Genomic DNA, 19,458 nt, shown 5'->3' with positions numbered 1-19,458 from the left:
TGCTGCAGTCCGAGGGCGGCATGGGGCAGACTGCTATTTAGACCGAGGCGGCACTGGACGGATGGTCAAGGGTCGCAGCAGCGCTGGGGTTTTTGTCGATCAGGTGCGCCAGCAGTTCCAGCTGTTGCTTCTGGATAGCCAGCAACTCGCCCCACTGGCCTTGGCGCAGCAGGTCTACCTTTTCATGCAGCAGCATGATTTCCAGTTCGGCCTTCAGGTTGACTTCGTAGTCGTGCTCGGCATGCAGGCGATCCTTCACGGCCTGGCGGTTTTGCGACATCAGAATGATGGGCGCCTGCACTGCGGCCAGCATGGACAGCACCAGGTTCAACAAGATGAACGGGTAGGGGTCAAACACCGCGTTGTAGTGGGTCAGCAGCAAGGTGTTGAGTCCGACCCACACTACCAGCACGGCGGCAAACAGGCTAATGAAGGCCCAGGACCCGCCAAAGCGTGCCACCGCATCGGCGGCTCTTGCGCCTAGAGAGGTGTCTTCGTCCAGGTCGTTGGCCGTGTTGCGGGCGATGTGCTTGTGTTCAGCAATGTGGCGCGCGACCTTTTCGGCATGCAGGTCTATGGCTTGGCCGGACTGGCGGGGCCGTTTGGGGGCGGGGGAGTCAGCTGCTTTCATGGGATGCCCCCACGGGAATGACAAAGCAGGCGGGGCCTGCCAGGGTGCTCCATGGCAGAGCCTCACCGGGCAGCAGCAGACGCGCATCCATAGCGCCTGCTGCTGCCAGCGCGGTGTCTGGTGTGGCACGGACCAGTATGAAGCGCATCTGCAGCGTATCGCGGCGCAGCAGCAGTTCGGCCCGTGGCCAATGCGTGGGCAGGCAGGGCTGGAAGCACAGACTGTGGGCGCCTTGCTGCAGGCCGAAGATCGACCCGATCGCGGCGCGGTGCATCCAGGCTGCCGACCCGGTGTACCAGCTCCAGCCGCCACGCCCCACATACGGCGCATGGGTGTAGACGTCGCCGGCCATCACATAGGGCTCGATGCCGTAGACGGCATTCTGGGCCGTGTTGCCTGCCCGGTGTGCCGGGTTCAGATAGCAGAAATAGCGGTAAGCGGTGTCGCCATCGGCGGCTTGGCCCTGTGCTTGCTGCGTGGCATAGGCCGCCTGGGCCATCACAGCCCAGGCGCCAGCGTGGGAATACTGCCCGCCGTTTTCACGCACCCCCGGCGGGTAGGCCTGGATGTACCCGGCGCTTGGCACGGCATGGGCCAGGGGTGGGTCCAGCAGGCGGATCAGTCCCGCAACCGGGTCCACCAGATGCTCTTCCACCGCAGCCAGGGCCATGCGTTGCAGTGCGGGTGAGGCAGCGCCCGAAAGTACCGCCCAAGCCTGGGCAATCAGGTCAATCTTTGCCTCGGGATTGGCGTCTGAGCCCAGGGGCTCGCCATTGTCGAAAAAGGCGCGCTTGAACCAGCGCCCGTCCCATGCGGGGCCGCTGAGTGCGGCTTTCCAGCCCTCGGCGGCCTGCGTCCAACGCTCGGCTCTGGCTCCGTCTCCGCGTTGGGTGGCAATCGGTGCGAAGCCCGCCACCACCTGGCACAGGAACCAGCCTAGCCATACGGATTCACCTTGGCCCGCAATGCCGACGCGGTTCATGCCGTCGTTCCAGTCGCCGCTGCCCATCAGCGGCAAGCCGTGTACGCCCACCGCCAGGCTGCGGTCTATGGTGCGGGCTGCGTGCTCGTACAGCGTGGCGCTGTCTTTGCCGATGGTGGGTGTGTAGTAGGCATCTTCCGCACCCTCGGGGATGGCCGCGCCCTCCAGGAAGGGCAGGCTGTGTTCCAGCAAGCTGGTGTCACCCGTGGCGTGCAGATAGTGCAGGCAGGCGTGGGGCAGCCACAGCAGGTCGTCCGAGAAGTGGGTGCGCACGCCCGCGCCGCCCGGGTTGTGCCACCAGTGCTGTACATCCCCTTGCGGAAACTGGCGCGCCGCGCACTCGATGATCTGCGCGCGCAACATCTCGGGTGCGGCCCAGGCCAGAGCCATGGCGTCTTGCAGCTGGTCGCGGAAGCCGGTTGCGCCGCCGGCCTGGTAGAAAGCGGCCTTGGCCCACATGCGGCAGGCCACAGTTTGGTATAGCAGCCAGCGGTTGACCATGGCGTCGAACAGCGGGTCGGGCGTGCTCACCGTGGTAGCGCCCAGCAGGCGGTCCCAGTGTTGGTTGGCGTCTGCCAGGCGCTGATGTGCCGGAATGTCGGCGGCGATGCTGGCCAGTTGTTGGGCGGCTTCAGGGCTGTCTGCATAGCCCAGCAGGAACACCCGCTCAATGGCCTCGCCCGCAGGTAGCTCGATGATGCTGGCTATGGCGGCGCAGGGGTCCAGCCCGCCACCGCTGCGTTGGTTGAAATGGTCTGGCATGACCAGGCGGCCCCGGGCATCGAAGCATTCGCGCCGGTCGCAGGTCCAGTCGTCGGCATCTTCATCGGTCGCCGCCAGGGCCAGGAAGGCAGTTCCGTTGCCAAAGCCGGCAGAGCGCTCGGCCTGGGTGCACAGCAGGGCAGTCACACTGTGTTGCCGGCCTGCCAAAGGAATATGCGCGTGCAGGGTGTGGGTGCTGCTGCGGTCACTGCGGTTGGCACCCATCATCCACTCCACCATGCCAATCACACGCAGTTGGACGGCGCGCAAACCCCGGTTTCGTATGTGTAACCGTATCTGCTTGACCGAGCTGTGGATGTCCACGCACCAGCTGGTGGTCACGTCGATATCGCCGTGGCGGTGTCGGATGCTGCTGTGGCCTTGCCCATGGGCGATCTGGTAGCTGACATCTGCGCCACCGCAGCCGTGCGGGGCCACGTTCCAGATGTCCTGGGTCTTGCAGTCTTGCAGCAGAAACCATTCTGCGGGTGGGTCGGCCACCGGGTCGTTGGACCAGGCGGTGAGCTGGTTCATGCGGCTATTGCGTGCCCAGGTAGTGCCGCCCCCGGCTTCCGTCAGTTGGCAGCCGAATGCCGGGTTGGCCAGCAGATTGGTCCAGGGTCGTATCGGACGCTTCTGGGGGCTGACATCGAAGTGAAACTCTCCGTTGTCTGCATCGAAGTGGCCTGTGGGTGGTGCTGGTGTGGTGACCGGGCTGGTAGCGACCGGAATGGCCACGGTAGCGGTGTTTTGCCGTTCCTCCAGCGCCGCTTCATGCAGCGCCGCCCAGGCCTGCACGTGGTGTACCAGGGGGCGGCCATCGGCGCGCAAATGCAGGCGGGCCAGGGCGTGCAAGGTGTTGAGTTCGTCGGCCGAGATTTCTTCCGAGCGCAGCAGGTAGAAGCCGGTGGGGGTAGATTCCGCGCTGCTGTCGGCCAGGTGGCGGTCACGCAGCATGCCGATCTCGCGGTGCAGCTCCATCTGGTAGGACGCGGGCTCGGTATTCACCACCACCAGGTCACAGCCCAGGCCGCCCCAGGACCAGACCCGCAGGGCCTGGGCCAGCGCCCGTAGCAGGCCCAGGCCCTCTGCGGCGCCGGCGGTGACCAGCAGGATGGGGCGGTCGCCCGAGATGTCCAGACGCCACAGCAAGCGCTTGTCGCACACGCCCAGCCAGGGTGACCGGTTGGTAGTGCGCCCCATGCGAGTCAGGTTGAGCAGCAGCGGGGTGGTCATGGTCTGGATGGCCGCCAGGTTGTCAGGCGTCAGGCCCAGCATGCGCAGGCGTATGCCGGTCAGGGTGTCCGACATCAGCGAAGCCCGCTGCACATTGCTGTGCTGGCGGTATTTGTCTATCACTGCCCCCAGGGTGGCCCCTGAGTCTGAGGCGGCCGTGGCAAAGGTGATGCGCGCCTTGCCCAGCGGGGCGATGCGCAGGCGCACCGCGAGCGCGCTGACCGGGTCCAGCCCGGTGTGCAGTGGGCCGGAGGCCGTTGGGCGCGCGTCCATGGCTGCATGGGGTTGGCTGGCGTCCTGGTTGCGGCCCCGCCACTGCTGCCGGTCGGTCTGGATGCGTATGCCTACCACCTGGGGATCGGTATCGACCAGGAAGTGGGCGGCCTGCAAGGCCTGCTCCGTGGGGAGGCGCGGTGTGCGCTGGAATAGCAGCGCCTGGTCTTCGTCCTCCCACTGCGCCTGCACGAACAGGTTGGCGAAGGCAGGGTGGGCCTCGTCCGCGCGTGCATCGCTCAAGGTGACTTCGAAGGCCGACAGCAACTCGATCTCCAGGGGGCGGTCGCCCAGGTTGCGCACCTCCACCTGGCGGAATTCGATATCGTCCTCGGGGCTGACCCATACCGTGGTGTGGGTTTGCATCCCGGGCCAACTGGCGTCGAAGCAGACCCGGTCGGCATGGAAGGTGCTTTGGTAGTGCGCAGCCGGGTCGGGTGCCGGGTGTTGGGTGATGGACACCGGCTGGGCGTGCCCGCTCCAGCGCAGGTAGAAGAAGTGGCCGAAGGCGTCACGCAGCGCATCGTCGCGCCAGCGGGTGATGCCCGTGGTGCGCCAGCGGCTCCAGCCCGCGCCATTGGCCCGCAGTGCCACGTGGTAGTGCCCGTTGGACAGCAGGTGGGTGGGCTCCAGTGCCGTGGCGCCGGGTATGAGTTCGCGCAGCAGGCTGGGGCGGCTGTTCTGCATACCCATCGTCGTGGGGCGCGCGGGCGGGGTGTGCAGCAGCGCCACTTCGCGCGGCGGGCTCTCGTGCAGCAGGGATGCGACCGCTTCGATATGCACATTCGCCATGCCCCAGCGCTGCGCCGGGCCGTTCAGCAGCACATTGGCCAGGGCCACGATCGTCATGCCCTGGTGGTGGGCCATGAAGGTTGCCACGGGGGTGAACACTGCGTTGTCTGACTGCCGTTCGGGCGTGTAGTCCAGTGCCTCGATAAAACCATAGCGGCCGCTTGCCATGATTGCGCTGAGTGCTTCTAAATTTATAGCGGATTGGTGGGGTGAAATCTGTGCGGCCAAGGCGCTGGCATAGGGTGCGATGACCAGTTCGTCGGGGGGCGTGCGGCGCAGCGCCAGCCGTGGCACGCCCTGGGGCGCGTACTGGTAGGCCAGGGTGTAGTCGCGGCCGGCATAGGCCGATTCGGAGATGCCCCAGGGTACTTTGCGGCTTTTGGCGAAGGCGATTTGCTCGCGCAGCGCGCCGTGGCAAGCCTCTTGCAGCACGCTGCCCGGGGGCTCGTTCAGCACCAGGGTGGGCATCAGGTATTCGAACATGGAGCCAGACCACGAGCGCAGGCCGGTGTCCGTGCCCACGGCGAAGAATGGCCGGCCCAGCGAGGCCCAGTGGCGCACTGGCACATCACCCTTGGCAATGGCCAGCAGGCTGGTCAGCCGCGATTCGGACGCCAGCAGATCGTAGAAGCCGGCATCCAGCTGCTGCTCAGCCACCCGGTAGCCAATGTGCAGCAAATGCCGCCTGCGGTGGTACAGAAAGCGGTAGTCCGGCGCCCAGGCCAGCGCCTCGAATGCCAGTGCCAGTGCGTGCAGGCGTTGGGCTGCAGGGTGGTTGCTGGCATGGGCCTGGGTATCCCGCGCCGCCGAAATGCGGGTAGCCCGGTGGTCGGCCAACTGCCATTGCAGCTGTTGGCGCTGCACCGGCGTCAGGGTTGTGCGCTCGGCCAGCAAGGGTGTTAAGCGCTGGCGCACTTGCTGCAGGGCGGCTTGTGTTGCACTGGCGTCGTAGGGTGCGGTTGCCAGTTCTTGGCAGGCCTGGGCGACTGCCAGCAGATGGCCGCTCAAGTTGCCACTGTCCACGGTGGAGATATAGGTTGGCAGCAGGGCTGCGCAGCTTTGCGTGTCGTACCAGTTCAGGAAGTGACCACGGTGGCGTGGCAGGCGTTGCAGTGTGGCCAGCGTGGCCTCCATACGCTCCAGCAGGTCTTGGGTGCCGATCCAGCCGAACTGGCGTGCACAAGCCACACTGAGCAGGTACAGGCCGATGTTGGTGGGCGAGGTGCGGTGGGCCACCATGTCGTGGGGCAGCACCTGCAGATTGTCCGGTGGCAGGTGGTTGTCCTCCGGGCCTACACAGCGTTCAAAGAAACGCCAGGTGGCGCGCGCGGTGCTCTCCAGAATGGCGCGGTCCTTGTCTGGCAGCACGGAGTCGCTGCGCGGTGGACGCGGCATGCTGGTCCACCATGTCCATACTGGGGACGCGGCCCACAGAGCGCACAGGCACAGGCTCAGCACCGGGTAGGGTGTGCCGCCGGCCAGCAGTGCGCCAGCCAGCAGTACGGCCATTGCGGGGATATTCCAATGGGCGCGTAGCAAGGCGGGCAGATGGGTGCTGGCCTGGGACTGCGCGGTGGCGGCCGTGGTCCATTGCAATAGATGGCGGTGGCTAAAGACCATGCGGTACAGCGCCCGCGCAATCGCGTCCAGATTCAGCATGGCTTGCGCCAGTAGTTGGGCCAGATGCCACAGCCCGCCCCAGCATGCGCGCGCCAGGTCGGCGCCGGCGTGGCGGTAAAAGTGCAGTTTGGCCAGGTCGTCACGGCTGGGCGAGAGCCCGGCAATGGCCCCCATCAATGGGCCGGCCGCAAATGCTGCGATGACCAGTGCCAGCGTCCACCCGGGCGGTATGCTGCCGGTGGCCAGGGCCAGCAGCAGCAGGCCCAGCGACATGGGGGCCACCAGCGAACGGCGCAGGTTGTCGAACATCTTCCACAGGTGGATGGGCCGCAGGTGGAACAGCCGTGGCCGCAGCAGAAACGGCAGCAGTTGCCAATCGCCCCGCATCCAGCGGTGCACGCGGGACGCGGCCACATCGGCGTGGAAGGGCGCGTCTTCGATCAGCGTGATGTCGCTGATGGCCGCACAGCGCACCATCGAACCTTCGAGCAGGTCGTGACTGAGCACTGCGCCTTCAGGCAGGCGACGGACCAGCACGGCGTGCAGGGCCTGTACCACCAGCAGGCCTTTGCCTGTGAAGGTGCCTTCGGCAAACACATCCTGGTAAATCTCGGACGAGGCCGTGCTGTAGGGATCGATGCCGCATTGCCCGGCAAACAGCCAGTGGTAGAGCGTGAAGTCTTTGGGGGCGGGCAGCGGTGTGGAGACCCGTGGCTGCAAGATGCCATAGCCAGTGACGACGCGCCTGCCAGTGGCGTCCAGCTGCGGCTGGTTGTAGGGGTGGGCGGCTACGCCGACCAGGTCGCGCAGGCGTCCCGGGGGGAGCTGGGTGTCGCTGTCCAGCGTAAGTATGTAGGGCGTGTCGGCTGCAATGCGCGAGGCTTCGCCCCATTCGATGAAGGCTTGGCGCTCGCCAGTGGCCATGGCTTCCACCAGCAGCTCCAGCTTGCCGCGTTTGCGCTCCCAGCCTATCCAGCGTTGCTCGGTTTCACTGAAGCTGCGTTCCCGGTGCAGCAGGATGAAGCGGGGTGCTGCTCCCGCCGCGACGGGGTAGCGCAAGTTGAGCGTGGCCAGCTGCTCTATGGCCAGCTGTACCAATGCGTTATCAGTCGGCAGGTGCTGGGCGTCTGCATCGGCGTAGTCGCTTAGTAGCGCGAACTGCGCTTCGGTTTCCGGGTTGGCAATATGGTGCAAATGCAGTCGGCGTACCAGGGCCAGCACGGAGGCGGCATCGGTCAGCAGTGCCGGTATGGCCACCAAGACGCGGTGCTCCGCTGGAATTCCGTCCACCAGGCCCATGCGCGGTAGCGGCCGGGGCCGCGCGGACTCGCTGACCAGGCGGTTGATGACCGCCACGATGGCCTCGGACGCAGGCCAGACCATCAACGCGGCTGCCAGCCACATCCAGCCATTGTTGTTCTGGACGCTTAGGGTGGCCACATGCGGTCGTTGCAGCAGCCAGGCCACGACACCGGCACTTCCTAGCAATAGCGACAACAGATACACCGGCAAGGCTGTGCGCTGCCGTACCCTGCGCCAGAGTTCCGATGCCTTCTCCTGCAGGCCCAGGCCCAGAGCTTGGGACAGTGTGGGGCGGCCTGCGCCGCGCATCCAGTAGCTGGCAACCGTGCTGGCGGCGTCAGTGTCCGCTGACTTGCGCATCAGGCCCAGCAGCGTTTGGGCTACGGCGGCTTCGCTGCGGCCGCTGCGCCGCGCCAAGCGCTCGATGCCGTGCAGCGTTTGGTCGCGCGTGCTGGGGTGCTCGGCTTCGAATGCGGCAGAAGTCAGCATGAGCTGCATCAGCACGCTGGCCTGGGCGATGATGTCCGGCCAGTCGGCGTCGCCAATGGCCCGCAATGATTTGACGGCGTTGCTGACACTCAAGTTGTCGGCGGCCTGGTCGGCGTTGTGTTGCGTGTGGGCCGCAGCCGCATCGGGCAGTGCGTGGTTCAGCCAGCTGGTGCACGCCCCGTCGTCACTGCCTTGGCGCTCCTGCAGGCGCAGTGCCATCTGGGCCAAAAATACGCGGCCAACACCGCGTTGGTTCAGTAAGTGCAGCAAGCTGTCCAGGCTCTGCGGGGAGTAGAGCTCAAGTTTGTCGCAGCACAGATTGGCCACTTCGCGTGCAGCCTTGTTGGTGGCAACGCGTTCGGCCAGGCGGCGCAGGTTTTCCACCAGCACCACACGCAAGGTGGTGGGCAGGGCCCAGATTTCGGCCAGATGCAGTTCACGGCTATCTTGGTAGGCAGTCAGGAATTGCTGCAGCAGCTCTTCGTTGAACGCCCCGTCGGTGTGTGCCACGAAGGCCCAGGCCACGCCGTAAATCCTTGGCAGGCCCGCCAGCGGTTCATCCTCCAGAATGGGCAGCGTGCGGAAATAGCTGCGCGGCAGGCCCGTGCGGATTTCTTCGAGCTGGGCCTCGATGAGGTGAAAGTTGTCCAACAGCCACTCGGCTGCGGGGCTAATGTCGTAACCCGTGGCGGCCTGAGCGCCGATGTAGCGGTGGGCTTCCTGCAGCGTGTGGATGTTGTCGCGCAGGCGGGGGAAGAAATTGCCGGCCCGCAGGCTGGGGCGGCTAGCGCGGTGGGTGGCACCCAGGCTGTGGCCATGCTGCGCGAAGCGCTGCAGGCCGAAGATTTCCGAGCGGATGGGGGCCAGCACCGGCCCACGTGCTTCGTCCAGCATCTGGCACACCGCCGGTGGTGCATCGGGTACCAGTTGCTGTAGCTCTGCGATAGACATGGCGTTACAAGGCCAGCAAGCAGCCACCCATCAGCAGTGTCACGATGAATAGGGTCGTTACAAACCTTGCGGCGACGAAGCCGTGCAGCCTCTCACCGCAGTACTGCAGCACAGACAGGCCGCCAGGTGCGGCTCGGCAATGGTCCAGATGCTCGCCCAGGGCAGCGAGTTCCATGGGCGAGGTATCTGCGGTGGCACCAAAAGAAGACGTGCTCCAGCGCGAGGTAAGAAGTGTCTGGCAGCTCATGGGCGTTCCTTATGCCAAGCGCTCGGCCCTTTGGGGCACATGTGGCGCATGTGCTTCAGGGGGAACGCCTTGGCGGGCCCGCGGTGCAGGCCACGTGTAACCAAGCGGCAACCTCAATGTAGGCCGCATGGAGGCGGCTGTATGTCGGAGAGCAGGCTGCGCCCTGTAAGACAACACGCGGTGTATGTCCATGTTGCCTGTGTGGCGGTCTTTGCAATGCGGCCGTAATGGGTGCCGCCGATACACTGGGGTTCGGTGGGATGTCCCGCATATCTGTTTTTTTTCATGGATAAGGTTGTTACACGCATGCCCACTAGCGCTCCTTCTGAACCTTCGGCGCGCCCTGTAGTTTCGCGTACGGCGTCTTTCTCTTGGAGGCCTTGGTCTGCCGCAGTCGTTTGCGTATTGTTGGCGGGCGTTGCGCTGGGCGAGTGGTGGGGTTGGCCGTTTCTGGCGGCGCCGCTGCAGCGCATGCTGGGGGATTCCATGCAGCGGCGTGTGGTGCTGGCTCCGCAGGGTTTTCAGATCCGCTTCGTGGGAGGGCTTAGGCTGCAGACTCCGCTACTGGAAGTGGCAGCGCCGGAGTGGAGCAAGACGCCGCATATGCTGCTGGCGCAAGACCTGGCCCTGGAGCTGCGTTACCTGGACCTGTGGCGTGCCTACCAGGGCCAGCCCCTGCGTATCCAGAGCTTGCAGGCGCGCACGCTGGACAGTGATTTAGAGCGCCTGGCCGATGGCCGGGCCAGCTGGCAATTCGGGCCGGCACAACCCACGACCAAGCCGTCTAATAGGCTGGCACAGTTGCCTTTGTTTGGCCATCTGCAGGTAGACCAGGGTGCTGTGCGTGTTAACGACGCACCGCTGGGCTTGGCGTTGAAAGCCCAGCTTTCGCTGGCTCCTAGCCAGGCCGCGCAAGCGGAGGGGCCGGTGGCCAGCGTGCTGCAACTGCAGGGCAATGGCCGTTACCGCAATTTGCCCTTGAAGCTGGAGGTGCAGTCCTCTGGTGTGCTGCCTTCCGAGCTAGGTGCTGCACCCACGTTGCCGGTCAGCCTGGCACTGGACCTCAGCGTGGGCCGCGCCAAGATCCATTTCAATGGCCGCGCAGCGGACGTGCTGCAGCCCCGCGACTTCCAGGGTAGCTTCAATGTCCAGGGGCCGTCACTGGCCGCCGTGGGCGACCCGCTGGGCGTGACGCTGCCGACCACATCAGCGTTCCGTACCACCGGTGCCATCGCCCGCAAAGGAACAACCTGGAGCGTGGTGGTGGGCGATGCCACCGTAGGCACCAGCAGTCTGAACGGCGCTTTCACCTATGAGACCGCGCGCCCTGTGCCGCTGCTGGCCGGCCGCCTGGGCGGCAAACGCCTGCAATTGGCCGACCTGGGCCCGGTGGTTGGGACCACGCCGGCCACCATGGCTGCCAGCGAGGACGCCAGCGTAGCCGTGCCAGCGACGCACGGCAAAGGGCGCGTGTTGCCAAACCGCCCGTTCGACCTGGCGGCCATGCGCGTTATGGATGCGAATGTGCTGATCGACATCCAGCAGGTGGACCTGAATTCCCGCCTGCTGGAGCCTCTGCAGCCGCTGAGCGGCCATCTGCAGCTCCAGGCCGGCTTGTTGACTTTGCAGAATATGGTGGCGCGTACGGCCCAGGGCCAAGTCATGGGCGCGTTTTCACTGGACGGGCGGGCGGACGAGGCTTTGTGGAAGACCGATTTGCGTTGGAGCGGTGTGCAGTTGGACCACTGGCTGCGCCAGACGCGGGACGAGGGCCAGCCACCCTATGTCAGCGGCCAGTTGCAGGGCCAGGCCCAGTTGCAGGGCAAGGGGCGTTCCACCGCCGAGATCCTGGCCAGCCTGCAGGGACAGCTGCGCATGGACTTGCGCAATGGCGCGGTGTCGCACCTGGGCGTGGAGTTGCTGGGGCTGGATCTGGCGCGCAGTCTGGGGGTTTGGATCAAGGGAGATGATGCGCTGCCCGTGTCTTGTGCGGTGGCCGACTTGACGGCTGCGGGCGGCGTGTTCCGTCCCAAGGTGATGGTGGTGGACACTGACAATTCGACCGTGTGGACGGAGGGCTCACTCTCGTTGGCCAGCGAGACCATGGATCTGCGCCTGGTGGTCAGCCCCAAGGATTTCAGCCCGCTGGCCCTGCGCACTCCCATCCGCGTAAGTGGCAGCTTCAGCAAGCCCGATGTGTCGCTGGAGAAAGGCCCCTTGGGCCTGAAGGCCGCCAGCGCCGTGCTGCTGGGCTTGATCAACCCGTTTGCAGCGCTGATTCCGTTGATGGACCTGGGTGACAGTGAGAAGGCCCAGCAGGGGGCTGCCGGTTGCCAGGGCCTGCGCCAGCGCACTACGGCACTGGTGAAGAAGCCGGCCAAGTAGGCAAGGTAGGCCTACACCAGCGGCCTGGGGGGCGGCTTGCCGTCGCCATACAGGTCGGCAAGCCGGGTCAGTGCCTTGACGTCGCGCAGGTACAGGCGCCCATTGTCGATACGGTGTAGTCCGCGTTTCTCCAGCTTGCGCAGGGTCTTGTTGGTATGCACCAGCGACAGACCCAGCCCGTCGGCTACATGCTGCTGCGTCAGGGGGAATGGCACGCCATGCGCACCACCATCCGGCTGTAAGGCAGCGGCCCGCTTGAACAGCAGTATCAGCAACGTCGCAATGCGCTCTTCGGCGCTGCGCCGCCCGACCGACAGCAGGGTGTCATCCACCAGCGACTCTTCATGGGCCGTCAGCCAGGTGATGTTGAAGCCCATGGTGGGCGAGCGGCGGTGCAGCTCCCAGAGCGCATCGCGCTGGAACACGCACAGGCTGGCGTCGGTCAGGGTCTGCACGCCGTGGGCCGATGCGTCGCCCATCTTTTGCTGTACACCCACAAAGTCACCGGCCAGCAAAAAAGACAGGATCTGGCGCCGCCCGTCGCTCAGGGTTTTGAAGCGAAAGGCCCAGCCCGTCAGCAAGGTGTACAGCGGTGCATCGGTCTGACCTTCGTGGATCAGCGTCTCACCCGCAGTCAACTGAACCTCGCGCCGCTTCAATGACTGCACCAAGTCGAGCTCGTCCCCGCTGTGAGGTATGAACAGAGGAAGTTGCCGCAAAGGGCAGGCACTGCAATGGGTTTCACTCATGGGGGCCTCGTGGTCGGCAGTGTTGTTTGGTGTGCCGTCATGTCTTATGACACATGGCTTGCGCACCAGCACACCTACATTGCAGTTTTGGTCTTCTATTCCGCTTACATGCAAGTATCTTACCCACCAGATAACGCGCCCCAGCTTGCGCCAGAGGCGGTTGTGCCCGCAGAGGACTGGGATGTCTTGTTTCGTGCCGTACTGGAGCGGCTATGCGCGGCAGTCGCCTCCCAGCGCGTCGATGCGTCGGTGCGTGCCTGCGTGTATGAGTGCGTGGAGTCGTTGAAGCTGCTGCAACATACATTGCCGGGTGCGCGCGCAAGCCATGCGCCGTAGCCATTGGCCACGCGGAGCACGGCTTCTGCGTCCGACTGAAACGCTGTGTCGCAAGACTCTATAGCCGGCCGGTTAGCAGCAGCACGATCAGCACGATCAGCACCAAGCCCAGCCCGCCGCTGGGCCCATAGCCCCAGCCCGAACTGTGCGGCCAAGTGGGCAAAACGCCAATCAGCATCAGAATCACAACGATCAATAAAATGGTGCCTAAGCCCATGGTCATCTCCTGGTTAAAAAACAAGTGAGGGCGGTACAAACCTAGCGCAGTGCGGGACCTCCCCGTCATCCGAATGGGTGGCGCGGCTGCCCAAGGATGGGAGCTTGGTCAGGCAGGTACTCAGGGCTTGCCGGTAGGAGATGCGGGTGCCATGATTTCCACCTCGTGCATTTCACGCAGAATGCCGCCGCCGGCTACGCTGCCAGAGGCCGTTCCCTGGCCTTCGATACGAGCCCGGCAGGCAGCCTTATCGGCTCCATTCAGAGCGTCGCATCGCTGCAAGGCATTGGCTTGAAGATCTGCCTGGGCAGCGGTGCTCAGGCTTTGCTTCGGCACCGCATGGGCACTGCGTGCCTCGGTCAAACAGGTTGCCTTGTCTTGCTGGGTTTTGCCGTTGTTGCATGCCAAGACTTCCTGTTGGTAGTCCCCCGAGGCGTCCATGCTCACCTGTGCGGTGGCCGCCGTCACTGCCATCAGTATGGCTGCGCCAAAGTAGATATAGCTGCTAAGAGTGGGGCGTGCGTTGGCGGTGCGCATGGTGTGCTCCGGCACGTGCTTAGTTGCGCTGGCTGGAGCGGCGCGCCAGACCGGCAAAGACGGTCAGCAGGGCACCTGCGGCTACCGCAATGGCTACCGACTTGACTGGCTGCTCCTTGATGTAGTCGATAGTGTGGTCGGTGGCCCGGCGTGCCTGAGCGCGCAATTTCTCAGAACTGTCATGCAGTGCTGCCGAGCTGGATTGCAGCAGGGCGCTGGCTTTGGCTGCGGCACGGTCGAAGGCCTGGGTGCTCTGGCCGTGCAAGTCGTCCACTGTGTCGGCCAGGCCGTCCAGGGCGTTGTTGGCCGCGCGTCGGGTGGATTGGATGGCTTTTTCTGCGGACACTGCAGCTTCGTCGGCCAGGGTGCTGGTGTGGTCTGAGAGTTTGTTGTTAAACATGGGGTTTCCTTTGCAGAGTGGATAAAACGGTGTGGTCGGCTTGGATATCTGTGTGGGGCGAGCGATTGCTTAGCCCGACTTGATCAGGCTGAACAAGAAGCTGGCGACTGCCATGACGGCAAAGACGACGAACAAAATCTTGGCAATGCCCACGGCACTGGCAGCGATGCCGGTGAAGCCGAACAGGGCTGCAATCAAGGCGATGACAAAGAAGACGACGGCGTAATGCAACATGGCTTGGTTCCTGGTAAGGGGCCGCAAGGCCCCGGGTTTCAATGTTGTCGCAGCCTGTCACGTTGCGATGCCTTGAGTGTGAACCGGGGGGCGCTTGCGGCCCATAGGCGGCGTTGCCGCAGCCATGTCGGGAGAGGGCGACTGCCCGCGTAGGACGTTGCTGACAGGAGGGCGGCACACCCCCAGGCTGCACGCTGCGTGGTGTAACCATCCCCCTTGCAGGGGGCGAATCGGGTGGCCCGGCAAAGCCGGTTCAATGGCTCGCTGGGCTGAAAACCGTGGTGCCTTAAGTCGCCAGGACTTTCGACTCGGGCAGCGAGACGTGGATGCGCGTGCCCAGGCCCGGGGCGGAGTTCAGCGTCAGCACGCCGCCTTCGGCTTCCACGCGAAAGCGCATGCCCATCAGGCCGTAGGCGGAGATGGGTTTGATGCTGGTGTCGAAGCCCGCGCCATCGTCGCGTACCGAAACCTCTACACGGCCTTCCTGGGCAGTGAGGGAGATCCAGATGTTCTTGGCGTTGGCGTATTTGGTGATGTTGGTGATGGCCTCCTGCACCAGGCGGTAGACCACCAGCTCGGCGGACTTTGTCAGCTGCACGGCATCCAGGGTGCAGTGCACTGCCACGTCGGAGTGCTCGGCAAACTCCTTGGTCAGGATGTCCAGTGTGGCCACCAGGCCCAGGTTGCTCAGTGCGGACGGGCGCAGGTCTTCGATGATGCGCCGGCCCAGCGAGATGCAGCTGTTGATGGTGGAGACCAGGTGGCCCAGCAGGTCTAGCGCTTCAGGTGACGTGGCGCTGATGCGCGACTTGATGCGGGCCGCATCCAGCTTGGCCGAGGTCAGCAGCGAGCCCAGGTCGTCGTGCAGATTGCGCGCCAGCCGGTTGCGCTCGTCTTCGCGGGCGCTTTGCAGGTGGTGGGTCAGCTCGGTGAGTTGCGCCGTGCGCTGCACCACTTCGACCTCCAGCCGGTCGCGCTCTACCTGCACCATGTGCCGCAACTCCTGCTGCTGCAGGCTGAACAAGAAAATCTGGCGTAGGTACATGAACAGGGCCACCAGACTGAGCAGTGTCAGCGCGGCCACGCCTAGGCGGTTGAACATCAGCGTGGTGTAGATGCTTTTACGGCTTTGCGTGATGTTGTTCAGCTCGTATTCATGCAGGCTGCTGCAGAGCAGGCGGAACGCATCCATCTGCTCCTTGCCAATACCGCTCAGCATTACTTCCTTGACTGCATCCAGCTTGTCGGTTTCATACAGATGCAGGGTCAGGGAGAGCTCGGACAGCTTGGTCTCCGACACCGCATGCAGCTGGGCCATCATGGCCTCTGGCTCGGGTCTGCCTTTGTAGTACTGGTCCAGGAAATCGAACGCGGTCTTGATCTTTTTGAGCGCACCGTCGTAGGGCGCCAGGTATTCCTTGCGACCGGTCAGCAAATAGCCGCGCTGCCCGGTTTCTGCATCCACCAGGCTTTGGGACAGGATCTGCATATTGGTGCGTGCCTGTGACATGGTGGTCAGCGTGTCCAGACGGTCCACCGACTGGAAGTAGGAAACCTCACTGATCAACACCATGGACAAGGCCACGGCGCAAGCCAGTACAAACACGATGCGGTTGCGTTTGACGACCGTGAGGAATCTCATCTCCATCCCTTTGCCAAAAATGTGGGATCATGCAGCAGAAAGTACTGCTTCATACCATGATCCGAATTGCTATTGTTGATGACCACGCCATGGTGCGTGCTGGACTGCGCCAGTTCTTCGCGGACCAGATCGACTTCGCCGTCGTAGCCGAGGCTACCAATGGCCGCGAGGCGCTGGACATTGTCCGCAGGGGCGATGTGGATGTGATCGTGATGGACATCTCCATGCCCGACCACAGCGGCGTGGACGCCCTGGTCGCCATCAAGGCCCGCGAGCCGGATCTGCCGGTGCTCATACTCAGTGGTTTTGCCGAAGCGCATTACGCCACCACCTTGCTGCGCCAGGGCGCCAGCGGATACCTGAACAAGGACTGCGACCCCGAAGAGATCGTCAAGGCCATACGCACCGTGCACCGTGGCCGCAAGTACATTACCGCCGCCGTGGCCGAGCGCCTAGCCGACGGCCTGGGTGGCGACACCGACAAGCCCTTGCATGAGCAATTGTCCGAGCGCGAGTTGCAGGTGTTTTTGCGACTGGCCAAGGGCGAAACCATTGGCAACATGGCCGTCAGCATGTCACTCAGCGTGAAGACTGTCAGCACCTACCGTACCCGGGTAATGGAAAAGATGCAGCTGGAGTCGAATAGCGATCTGACCTACTACGCGCTGAAGAACGGCCTGATCCAGTAAGCCGCTTGCGCGGGCTCATGCCAGCGCGCCGGGGCCGGTACCACCGTTTGCCAGGTGGTCGCAGTAGGTGATCAGCGCGTCAATATCGTTGGATTTGTCAAACACCCGGTCGGCGCCCAGGTCCAGGCATTTGCGCCGCATGTCCTGGGTGGCGTAGTTGCTCAGCACCACCAGCTTGTGGTGCAGCGTGGGCGTATGCAAGGCCCGCAAAACCCCCAGTCCCGAGCCTGATTTCAGAAAAATATCCACGATCACCAGGTCCACCGCGTGGCTGGCATCGGTGAGCCACTGTACTGCCGTGCTTTCGTCTTCCGCCGTGCCTATCACCTGGACGGGGACGAGCTCCTCCAGTGTGGCGATCAGACTTTCCCGGATGACCGGGCTGTCTTCGACGATATAGGTTTTGAGCGGTGGCATGGCGGTGGCAATACTTTCGTTGGCTCCAGAACCTGCGTAGTGGCTCTGCAAGAGCGCATCAGGGGTGGAGTGGGGTCCACAGCTCACAGTAGATATATTCAAAAACGATGGTTGGAGTATGCCTGTCACCAGCTTGGTGCCACCATCGGGCATACGCGCAGCTACTTGTAAGACTTTTCCTACGCGGCTGTCAGTGCCGTGTTTTTTTGTAGGATTTCTACTACCCCCGGCCAAGCCACCGTCTGCTGGTTGCGCCGACTGGCTTGTAAGACACTGGACGGGAGGCGGAGTCCTATCCGCACATCTTCCATCCAGACAGAGGCAAGCATGCACACATTCTTCAAAACCGGCTTTACCCTGGCCACCCTGGTGCTGGCCGGCCATGTTGCCGCCCAGGTGACCTTTTACGAAAACGAAGGCTTCCAGGGCCGGGCCTTTACCGTAGAACAGCCTGTGGAGGACTTCCGCAGCCTTGGCTTCAATGACCGGGCCTCGTCGGTGGTGGTGCTGGGTGAGCGCCGCGAGGTGTGCGACGACGTGCGCTACGGCGGCCGCTGCGTGGTCTTGCTGCCTGGGCAGTACCCCTCATTGGCGGCCATTGGCCTGAACGACCGCATCTCCTCCGAGCGCCCACTGCGCGGCAATGAGCGCGCGGGTGATCACCGCTACGCGCCCCTGCCGCAGCCTGCCTACGACAACCGCCGCCGCGACAACGAGCGTCTGTTCCAGGTCCCGGTGACTTCGGTGCGCGCCATCATGGGTACGCCGCAGCAGCGCTGCTGGACTGAGCGCCAGCAGGTGGAGCAAAGCGGCGGGGCGAACATCCCCGGCGCCTTGGTCGGCGCACTGATTGGCGGCGTACTGGGGCACCAGGTGGGCGGCGGACGGGGTAAGGACATTGCCACCGCCGGGGGCGCCGTGGCCGGTGCGGCGGTCGGGTATGGCGTGGGCGGTGGCTATGGCGCCGCACAGACGCAGGATGTGCAACGCTGCAGCAGCGTGCCCGCCTCAGCCCGCCCCGCCTACTGGGACGTTAGCTACAACTTCCGGGGCCAAGAGCACCGCGTGCAGATGACCACCCAGCCCGGCCCCACCATCACGGTGAACCGCCAGGGCGAGCCGCGCGCTTAGACGTTTTTTAGCAAGCCCTGCAGCTGCGCGTACTGCAGCAGCAGGATGGTCTTGCCGTCGCAGATGCGGCCATCGGCCACCATCTGCACGGCTTCCGTCAGGGGCAGCTCCAGCACCTGGATGTCTTCGCCCTCGTGGTGCTCCCCGCCGCCGTCGGACACCTTGTCCGCAGCGCTGTATTCGCCGACGAAGAAAAACACCTTTTCCGTCACCGAGCCGGGGCTCATATACGCCTCGAACACCTTGCGCACCTGCTGGATGCGGAAGCCGGTTTCCTCCTCGGTTTCGCGGCGTATGCAGGTGGCCGGGTCGTCCTGGTCCAGCAGGCCGGCGCAGGTTTCGATCAGCATGCCGTCGGCATTGCCATTCACATAGGTGGGGAAGCGGAACTGCCGCGTCAGCACCACCGTGCCCTGCGCCGGGTTGTACAGCAGGATGGTGGCGCCGTTGCCCCGGTCATAGGTCTCGCGGCTCTGGCGCTGCCAGCTGCCGTCGCGCCGGCGCAGCTCGAAGCTGGTTTTCTTCAGCACATACCAGTCGTTGGACAGGACTTTTTCTTCGATAACGCGCAGGTTTGGCAGGGCTTGCATGCGGGCTCCAGGGGGTAGATTTGCCCACAGTCTAGCAAGTCGTGCAAAATCATGCAAAACGAGCAACTTCGTGCAGATTGACTATCCATGCTGACCCAGCAACGCAAACAACTCATCCTCGACACCCTGCGCCGCGACGGCCGCATCGTCGCCGCCGACCTCAGCGCCAGCCTAGGCCTGTCCGATGACACCATCCGCCGTGACCTGCGCGCCCTGGCCGCACTTGGCTTGCTGCAGCGCGTGCACGGCGGTGCCTTGCCGGCATCGCCTGCGGTGGGCAATTTCGCCGTACGCAGCCAGCTGCAAATGCCCGGCAAGCAGGCGATTGCCACAGCGGCCGCCGCCATGGTCCAGCCTGGCCAGGTGGTGTTCATCGACGGAGGCACCACCTGCCAGCAGCTGGCGCAGCGCCTGCCGCCCACGCTGCGGGCCACCGTGGTTACGCACAGCCCCACCATCGCCCTGGCCCTGGTGGAGCACCCGCTGGTCGAGGTGCAGCTGATCGGCGGCCACCTGTTCAAGCACTCGGTGGTGGCGGTGGGCGCGGCGGCTATCGAGGCGATTCGCCAGGTGCGCGCTGACCTGTATTTCATGGGCGTGACCGGCATCAGCGCCACCGCCGGCCTGAGCACCGGCGATATGGAGGAAGCCCATGTGAAACGCGCGCTGATGGCCCAGGCGGCCGAGACCTGGGTGCTGGCCTCGGCCGAAAAGCTGCACGCCGCCTCGCCCTATGTGATCGCTGCCTGCACCGAAGCCACCGGCCTTGTAGTCGAGCCCCAGACCACCGACCAGAAGGTGGCGGCGCTGACCGGCTTGGGCCTTGCTCTGGTGCGCGCTGGGTAA

General features: G+C 64.4%; 16 protein-coding genes. 5 read left to right on the top strand and 11 right to left on the bottom strand.

The window, feature by feature from the left end:
• Positions 1–37: 37 nt before the first annotated feature.
• The 3 genes from AC4BBN_RS08205 to AC4BBN_RS08195 are packed head-to-tail and all read right to left on the bottom strand — an operon-like array spanning position 38 to position 9,285.
• Positions 38–631, bottom strand: coding sequence for a DUF1003 domain-containing protein (locus tag AC4BBN_RS08205; protein WP_490591501.1), 594 nt, complete (start codon positions 629–631; stop codon positions 38–40).
• Complete coding sequence (locus AC4BBN_RS08200) at positions 618–9,038, bottom strand: glycoside hydrolase family 94 protein (RefSeq protein ID WP_490591500.1); 8,421 nt, start codon at positions 9,036–9,038, stop codon at positions 618–620. The genes AC4BBN_RS08205 and AC4BBN_RS08200 overlap by 14 nt, the downstream gene beginning before the upstream one ends.
• 4 nt (positions 9,039–9,042) lie before the next feature.
• Positions 9,043–9,285, bottom strand: a complete 243-nt coding sequence (locus AC4BBN_RS08195) for a hypothetical protein (RefSeq protein WP_490591499.1) — start codon at positions 9,283–9,285, stop codon at positions 9,043–9,045.
• Positions 9,286–9,690: 405 nt separating this feature from the next.
• On the opposite strand from AC4BBN_RS08195, the gene AC4BBN_RS08190 reads away from it, so the two are divergent.
• Positions 9,691–11,670: an AsmA family protein gene (locus AC4BBN_RS08190; protein ID WP_490591498.1), complete on the top strand. Its 1,980-nt coding sequence runs from the start codon at positions 9,691–9,693 to the stop codon at positions 11,668–11,670.
• A gap of 11 nt (positions 11,671–11,681) precedes the next feature.
• On the opposite strand, the gene AC4BBN_RS08185 is transcribed toward AC4BBN_RS08190, so the two are convergent.
• Complete coding sequence (locus AC4BBN_RS08185; RefSeq protein WP_490591497.1) at positions 11,682–12,419, bottom strand: Crp/Fnr family transcriptional regulator; 738 nt, start codon at positions 12,417–12,419, stop codon at positions 11,682–11,684.
• A gap of 108 nt (positions 12,420–12,527) precedes the next feature.
• Here AC4BBN_RS08185 and AC4BBN_RS08180 point away from each other — a divergent pair, with 108 nt between their 5' ends.
• The gene (locus tag AC4BBN_RS08180) at positions 12,528–12,755 is read left to right on the top strand and encodes a hypothetical protein (protein WP_490591496.1); all 228 of its coding nucleotides are present in this window, start codon (positions 12,528–12,530) and stop codon (positions 12,753–12,755) included.
• Between the two features lie 58 nt (positions 12,756–12,813).
• On the opposite strand, the gene AC4BBN_RS08175 is transcribed toward AC4BBN_RS08180, so the two are convergent.
• The 5 genes from AC4BBN_RS08175 to AC4BBN_RS08155 all read right to left on the bottom strand — a co-directional run bounded on the left by AC4BBN_RS08175 (position 12,814) and on the right by AC4BBN_RS08155 (position 15,785).
• Positions 12,814–12,972 carry a DUF3309 family protein gene (locus tag AC4BBN_RS08175; protein ID WP_490591495.1) on the bottom strand — a complete coding sequence of 53 codons (159 nt, stop codon included), beginning with the start codon at positions 12,970–12,972 and terminating at the stop codon, positions 12,814–12,816.
• A 120-nt stretch (positions 12,973–13,092) separates the two neighbouring features.
• On the bottom strand, positions 13,093–13,509 hold the full coding sequence (locus tag AC4BBN_RS08170) for a hypothetical protein (protein WP_490591494.1): 417 nt from the start codon (positions 13,507–13,509) through the stop codon (positions 13,093–13,095).
• A 19-nt stretch (positions 13,510–13,528) separates the two neighbouring features.
• Entirely contained in the window at positions 13,529–13,909 is a 381-nt protein-coding gene (locus AC4BBN_RS08165; protein ID WP_490591493.1) for an ElaB/YgaM/YqjD family protein, read from the bottom strand.
• 69 nt (positions 13,910–13,978) lie between these two features.
• Positions 13,979–14,143 (bottom strand): DUF1328 domain-containing protein, encoded by a 165-nt coding sequence (locus tag AC4BBN_RS08160; RefSeq protein ID WP_490591492.1) that lies wholly within the window; start codon positions 14,141–14,143, stop codon positions 13,979–13,981.
• Positions 14,144–14,429: 286 nt separating this feature from the next.
• Positions 14,430–15,785: a CHASE3 domain-containing protein gene (locus tag AC4BBN_RS08155; protein WP_490591491.1), complete on the bottom strand. Its 1,356-nt coding sequence runs from the start codon at positions 15,783–15,785 to the stop codon at positions 14,430–14,432.
• 56 nt (positions 15,786–15,841) lie between these two features.
• On the opposite strand from AC4BBN_RS08155, the gene AC4BBN_RS08150 reads away from it, so the two are divergent.
• Entirely contained in the window at positions 15,842–16,474 is a 633-nt protein-coding gene (locus tag AC4BBN_RS08150) for a response regulator (RefSeq protein WP_490591490.1), read from the top strand.
• A gap of 15 nt (positions 16,475–16,489) precedes the next feature.
• Here AC4BBN_RS08150 and AC4BBN_RS08145 read toward each other — a convergent pair whose 3' ends face one another.
• Complete coding sequence (locus AC4BBN_RS08145) at positions 16,490–16,891, bottom strand: response regulator transcription factor (RefSeq protein WP_490591489.1); 402 nt, start codon at positions 16,889–16,891, stop codon at positions 16,490–16,492.
• A gap of 327 nt (positions 16,892–17,218) precedes the next feature.
• Here AC4BBN_RS08145 and AC4BBN_RS08140 point away from each other — a divergent pair, with 327 nt between their 5' ends.
• Entirely contained in the window at positions 17,219–18,022 is an 804-nt protein-coding gene (locus AC4BBN_RS08140) for a beta/gamma crystallin-related protein (protein WP_490591488.1), read from the top strand.
• Here the strand turns inward: AC4BBN_RS08140 and nudK are convergent.
• Positions 18,019–18,612: a GDP-mannose pyrophosphatase NudK gene (gene nudK, locus AC4BBN_RS08135; RefSeq protein ID WP_490591487.1), complete on the bottom strand. Its 594-nt coding sequence runs from the start codon at positions 18,610–18,612 to the stop codon at positions 18,019–18,021. The genes AC4BBN_RS08140 and nudK overlap by 4 nt on opposite strands.
• 87 nt (positions 18,613–18,699) lie before the next feature.
• Between nudK and AC4BBN_RS08130 the strand changes: the two genes are divergently transcribed.
• Positions 18,700–19,458, top strand: coding sequence for a DeoR/GlpR family DNA-binding transcription regulator (locus AC4BBN_RS08130; RefSeq protein WP_490591486.1), 759 nt, complete (start codon positions 18,700–18,702; stop codon positions 19,456–19,458).

The sequence above is a fragment of the Rhodoferax sp. SPJ21 genome (assembly GCF_058216335.1).
Note: the sequence above shows the minus strand (reverse complement) of the source record. Positions and strands in the feature narration are given on the sequence as shown.

Coding starts and splice junctions, on each gene's coding strand:
- AC4BBN_RS08165 (WP_490591493.1), bottom strand. CDS start 13,909: ATGTTTAACAACAAACTCTCAGACCACACCAGCACCCTGGCCGACGAA.
- AC4BBN_RS08150 (WP_490591490.1), top strand. CDS start 15,842: ATGATCCGAATTGCTATTGTTGATGACCACGCCATGGTGCGTGCTGGA.
- AC4BBN_RS08145 (WP_490591489.1), bottom strand. CDS start 16,891: ATGCCACCGCTCAAAACCTATATCGTCGAAGACAGCCCGGTCATCCGG.
- AC4BBN_RS08180 (WP_490591496.1), top strand. CDS start 12,528: ATGCAAGTATCTTACCCACCAGATAACGCGCCCCAGCTTGCGCCAGAG.
- AC4BBN_RS08195 (WP_490591499.1), bottom strand. CDS start 9,285: ATGAGCTGCCAGACACTTCTTACCTCGCGCTGGAGCACGTCTTCTTTT.
- AC4BBN_RS08185 (WP_490591497.1), bottom strand. CDS start 12,419: ATGAGTGAAACCCATTGCAGTGCCTGCCCTTTGCGGCAACTTCCTCTG.
- AC4BBN_RS08160 (WP_490591492.1), bottom strand. CDS start 14,143: ATGTTGCATTACGCCGTCGTCTTCTTTGTCATCGCCTTGATTGCAGCC.
- AC4BBN_RS08170 (WP_490591494.1), bottom strand. CDS start 13,509: ATGCGCACCGCCAACGCACGCCCCACTCTTAGCAGCTATATCTACTTT.
- AC4BBN_RS08175 (WP_490591495.1), bottom strand. CDS start 12,972: ATGGGCTTAGGCACCATTTTATTGATCGTTGTGATTCTGATGCTGATT.
- nudK (WP_490591487.1), bottom strand. CDS start 18,612: ATGCAAGCCCTGCCAAACCTGCGCGTTATCGAAGAAAAAGTCCTGTCC.
- AC4BBN_RS08140 (WP_490591488.1), top strand. CDS start 17,219: ATGCACACATTCTTCAAAACCGGCTTTACCCTGGCCACCCTGGTGCTG.
- AC4BBN_RS08130 (WP_490591486.1), top strand. CDS start 18,700: ATGCTGACCCAGCAACGCAAACAACTCATCCTCGACACCCTGCGCCGC.
- AC4BBN_RS08205 (WP_490591501.1), bottom strand. CDS start 631: ATGAAAGCAGCTGACTCCCCCGCCCCCAAACGGCCCCGCCAGTCCGGC.
- AC4BBN_RS08155 (WP_490591491.1), bottom strand. CDS start 15,785: ATGAGATTCCTCACGGTCGTCAAACGCAACCGCATCGTGTTTGTACTG.
- AC4BBN_RS08200 (WP_490591500.1), bottom strand. CDS start 9,038: ATGTCTATCGCAGAGCTACAGCAACTGGTACCCGATGCACCACCGGCG.